The following is a 5,150-nucleotide window of genomic DNA, read 5'->3' on the forward strand; positions in this document are numbered from 1 at the left end:
ACCGTCTCCGTCGCGGTGACCGGCGGCACCAGCACCGTGCGCAATGAAGGCGCCACCGACGCGAACGGACGCCGCGTGGTCGTGATCGAGCCCACCACGTGCGGCGGCGCCCTGCTGACCGTAACGGCCAGCGTGAGTGGCACGCCCTTGACCTCGACCGCGAGTGTCACCGCCGCTGCGCCCGCCGTGTACGGCGCGTGTGGTGCGGCCCTCTGGTACGACGCGGATGATGCCGCCACGATCACCCAGAGCGGCGGCGTGCTCACGGGGTGGCGGGACAAAAGCGGCTACGGGCGCGATGCCGTTGCCTCGGTTGGACCGCAAGTGGTGAGCGGAGGTCTGAACGGTCGCACCGTACTGCGCTTCAATGGCACGAGCCAATTCATCCCGATTACGAGTGTAATCGACGGGCGCGACTACACTGTGTTGGCGGTTGAGCGTCGCCGCAGCTCACGCGGCTCGAACTATTTCATCGGTGGTACGACAGTAGGGAACACGAACCTCGTGCTCGGGTATCGCGCCGACGCCGTGCCGACCCTCACGCACTGGAATAGTGACCTGAACGGCACGACGAGCGCGTTCTCGACCATAGCCACGCAGCCCGCCCGCCTCTGGACTGCACGATGGTCGTCCGGCGCGCGGAGCTTGCAACTCAACCGCGCGACCACCGCGAGCGATGCGGTGATGACCGGCGTACCTGTATGGAGTGCTCCCACGATCGGCCGCGTGGCGACGCTCGACCGGTTTTTCGATGGTGACATCGCGGAGGTGTTGTTCTTCAGCCGCGCCCTCACCGATAGCGAGCGCGCTACACTCGGAGCCGCACTCATGCGAAAGTGGGCGCTTGGGACCCTGGCACTCGTGGCGGGCAACAGTCAGTCCGCGGCGGTCGGCTCCGAGGTCGCGACCGCCCCGCAGGTACGCGTAACCGATGGCGAGGGCAATCCGATCGTCGGAGCCACCGTCAGCTGGCAGGTCACCGCGGGTGGTGGGTCCGTGGCGAGCACCACCAGTCTGACCGATGCCACCGGTGCCGCGTCCATCGCTTGGACGCTCGGCGCCGGCACCAATACGCTGCGGGCGACCTACGGCACGCAAACGGCAGACTTCACGGCGACCGCCAGCACCGTGTGCGTGTCGTCGAGTGTGATCTGCGACCCGGCGCTCTGGGTCGATGCCACCGATGCCAGCACCATCACAACCACGAGCGGCTCGGTCACGGAGTGGCGCGACAAGTCCGGGTGGGGGCGGCACTTCACCGCGACGGGAGCGTCAGCGCCGACGGTGCAGAACAGTCCGCTGACCTTGAAGAACATGATTCGTTTCGACGGCACCGATGTCATGACGCTCGCGGATCGGCCGTGGAGCGGGACGGGTGCCTACACGCTGGTGGTGGTCGAGCGGCGTCGCGCCACAGGCGCAGCAGCTTTCTTCGGGCGGGCCGCGGCAAACGCCGACCCCGTGCCGATCCTTGGCTACAGTTCCTCGACCGCGGCCTATGTGTCGCACGGGAGCAGCCCCCTCACCGGCACCGTATCGGCATTCACCTCCATGAACGTACAGGCCACGCGCGTGTGGTCGGTGCAATATGCGAATGGGACCCGCACGCTTCGCGTGAACAATGCGATCCTCGGCACCGACAATGCCGTGGGCAGCGTCAACACATTCGGTGGCGCCACACTCGGGCGCCACAATACGGAGTGGTACAACGGGGACATCGGCGAGGTGGTGCTCATCCCACGGGCAGTGAGCAACGCGGACCTGCAGACGTACACGCTAAGCCTGATGGCCAAGTGGGGGGCGGGCGTGCTCACCATCGAGGCCGGCAACAGCCAGACAGCCGACGCAGGTACGAGCCCCGCCACCGCGCCACGCATCCGCCTCTCTGACGGCAATGGCAACGGCATCCCCGGCGTGAACCTGGCGTGGCAGGTCACCGCCGGCGGCGGCCGCGTGTACAGCCTCCAGTCGTTTACGGCGCAGACCAACGCCACGGGCTACGCCGATATTCCTAGCGGGAATTGGCGCCTCGACAACGGTACGAATCAGCTCACCCTCTGGCAGTCGGGAACCGTCGGTGAGGGGCCCAACGTCGTGTTCACGGCCACCGGCCAACTCCCTGGAACCCGCACCCTCCATCTGGACGCGCAGGACGCGTCATCATTCACCCTCAACGGGGCTACCCGCGTTGCCACGTGGCGTGATCGTGCCGGCTCAGCCCGCACCGTTGCGCAGTCGGCCGTGGGGCTGCAGCCCACACTCAGCGCTACCGGCATAAACGGTCGTCCCGCCGTCGTCTTCGACGGTACAAACGACGTTCTGATCGGCAACACCGTCGCCTATGGACTTACCGGGCCGCGCAGTGTCTTCGTCGTCACGCGCACCACGGGCACCGTTTCGAACGGTGGATGTACCGACGGCGCCGGCCAGTATCTGATGGATCGCAATCCAAGCGCAGACCAGCCGCTCACGAGCATCAAGGCGGTCGGGGGTCGCTGGGTCGTCCAGACGCGCCTAGACAACGGCGGGAATCTGGGATGCGCACCGGCGACCAGTGGCGTGACCATCACGACGAACGCCACCACCATCATCGGCATGGTGCAAACCACCACCGCCATCACGGTGTTTGGCAACGGCACATCCGTAGGCACCCTGAATGTCGGGTCGGCGAACACCATGCAGCCCATCGCGCTCGGGCGGCATGGAAACCAGGGTACGAATCCTTCCCTGGCCGGGGCGGTCGGAGAAGTGCTCGTCTTCCCCAGTGCCCTCTCCACGACAGACCGCCAGATCGTGGAGCGCTACCTTGGATGGAAGTGGGGGGTGACGGTACCCTGACGCCCCCCGCGATGCCGCTCAGCCTTCGGTGTGCGTGGCCTCGGCGAACGCCTGCTCCTCGATGCCGGCAAAAAGCCCCACGCGCGGACGCCACCGCAACAGGCGACGGGCGTCGGCAATGTGCGGCGGGTGGGTGCTGCGCCGCTCATCGAGGGAATCGGACGTCAGCGCCATCGGTGCCCCGAGAATAGCCTCCACCGTCGCGACCAGATCGCGCGTGCGATACGGGGTCGCGCCGGCAAACCGCACGCGATCGGGCCCACCTCGGTCGAGCATGGCCACGATGCCATCCACCGCATCACGTACATGCAGCGGCCAGTGCAGCGCATCCCACGGCGCAGCGATCTGCGCAGGGGAAGCGGCGACGCCAGCGCTCACCAGCGGCCCCAGCAGTGCATGGCGCTCCGCGGCCTCGGCATGCCCCCCATACAGGCCTTCGAGACGGCACACGCCACCGTCCAGCCCGTGGCGCCGTACGGCGCGCGCCACCTCCTGTTCGAAGGCCAACATGGCCAGCCGCCCGGACGCCGCACGGGGCAACGCCGACGCGAGAACGAACCGCGCCTGATGGGCCTGCGCCACGCTGGTCGCGCGCGCAATCAATGTCGTCATCGGCGACGACGGTGCGGCGGCGGTGAGGGTGCTCCGCCCCAACAGGCACAGCACGCGATCGCACCCGTACGACTCGGCGCGCTCCTCGAGCGCCCCGTCCGGAACCGCACCCGTGCTGCCCAAGCCACCGAAGTCCTCCGGACGGACATCGAGCACGATATGCCCGAGATCGACGAGCCGGCGCGCCGAGTGTCGCGCAAGGAACGTCCCGTCGGAGATGAGCAGCACCTTCATGGTCAGTCGCTGTTTGGCGTTAGGCAATGGGTCCGCAGACTGACGACCTCATCCGTACAAAAGACACGAATTCATCCGTATACCCCGCCGTATCACGCGCCCGTCGGCTGAAATGAAAAATCGCGCCGAGTCTTGACGACCCGGCGCGATCTCACCGACGGGAAACCGTGAGAATTACACGAAGCTCGCCGCTTCAGTCAGCGCCATCCCAAAGGCGTCGGCGACGCCCTGGTAGGTCACCTGACCGGCCGACATGTTGAGTCCCTTCAGCAGGGCGCCATTGTCACGGAGTGCCTGCTTCCAGCCCTTGTTGGCCAGCTGGAGGGTGTAAGGCAGCGTGGCGTTCGTGAGTGCCAGCGTGGACGTGCGCGGCACCGCACCGGGCATGTTGGCCACGCCGTAGTGAATGATTCCGTCCACGGTGTACGTGGGATTCTCGTGCGTCGTCGGCTTGATGGTCTCCACGCACCCACCCTGATCCACCGCCACGTCCACGATCACGGCGCCGGGGCGCATCTTCGCCAGGTCGGCGCGACGCACCAGCTTGGGCGCCTTCGCACCGGGAATGAGCACGCCACCGATCACGAGATCGCAGGTGCTGATCTGCTCGAGGATATTGTGCCGGTTGGAGTGAATGAGCTGCACGTTGGCCGGCATCACATCACTGAGATAGCGGAGGCGCTCCAACGAGAGATCGAGCACCACCACCTTGGCCCCGAGTCCGGCCGCCATCTTGGCGGCGTTCACGCCGACGATGCCGCCGCCGAGAATCACGACCTTCGCCGGCGCGACACCCGGCACGCCACCGAGCAGCACGCCCCGACCGCCGTAGAGCTTCTCGAGGTACTTGGCGCCCTCCTGCACGGCCATGCGTCCCGCCACTTCCGACATCGGAATCAGCAGCGGCAGATCCCGATTCGGCAGCTCGACGGTTTCGTACGCGATGCAGGTGGCGCCGCTGGCGAGGTGCGCCTTCGTGAGCGCCTCGTCGGCCGCGAAGTGGAAATACGTGAACAGCGTGAGGTCGGGGCGCAGATACTGCCACTCGGGCGCGATCGGCTCCTTCACCTTGAGCAGGAGCTCAGCCTTGCCCCACGCGGTCGCCGCATCGGGTACGATCTGCGCGCCCACCGCTACGTAATTGGCATCCTCGAAACCGCTGCCGACCCCGGCGCCCGTCTCGATGAACACTTCGTGTCCTGCGGCGACCAACGCTTCTGCACCAGCCGGCACCAGCGCCACACGGTTCTCGTTGGTCTTGATCTCTTTCGGTACCCCGATACGCATTGGGATGTCTCGCTGAGGGGAGTGCGTCAGCGAACGGCCTGCGGGCCGAGGCTGACGAGGATGTGTCGATCCGGATTGAAGAAATCGCGCGAAATCTCGCGCACTTGATCTTCGTCAATCGCATCGACGAGCGCCATTAGTTGGTCTACGGACCGGAACGGCTCTCCATACAACGCCGT

The 5,150-nt window shown here is 66.5% G+C and carries 3 protein-coding genes; 1 reads left to right on the plus strand and 2 read right to left on the minus strand.

The features are described 5' to 3' along the window. Positions 1-2,838, plus strand: a 2,838-nt coding sequence (locus ACIQ6O_RS12585; protein ID WP_396208140.1) for a hypothetical protein, incomplete at its 5' end; no start/stop codon positions are given. An 18-nt stretch (positions 2,839-2,856) separates the two neighbouring features. Here the strand turns inward: ACIQ6O_RS12585 and ACIQ6O_RS12590 are convergent. Together ACIQ6O_RS12590 and ald are read right to left on the minus strand one after the other, a co-directional pair. Further along, positions 2,857-3,711 (minus strand): NAD-dependent epimerase/dehydratase family protein, encoded by an 855-nt coding sequence (locus ACIQ6O_RS12590; protein ID WP_396208141.1) that lies wholly within the window; start codon positions 3,709-3,711, stop codon positions 2,857-2,859. Positions 3,712-3,858: 147 nt separating this feature from the next. Continuing rightward, positions 3,859-4,971, minus strand: a complete 1,113-nt coding sequence (gene ald, locus ACIQ6O_RS12595) for an alanine dehydrogenase (protein WP_396208142.1) — start codon at positions 4,969-4,971, stop codon at positions 3,859-3,861. Positions 4,972-5,150: the final 179 nt, after the last annotated feature.

This window comes from Gemmatimonas sp. (assembly GCF_044345575.1).
In the GTDB taxonomy this organism is placed as follows: Bacteria; Gemmatimonadota; Gemmatimonadetes; order Gemmatimonadales; family Gemmatimonadaceae; genus Gemmatimonas.

Bases quoted from the DNA above. Each gene is read 5' to 3' on its own strand.
- ald (WP_396208142.1), bottom strand. From the start codon at position 4,971: ATGCGTATCGGGGTACCGAAAGAGATCAAGACCAACGAGAACCGTGTG.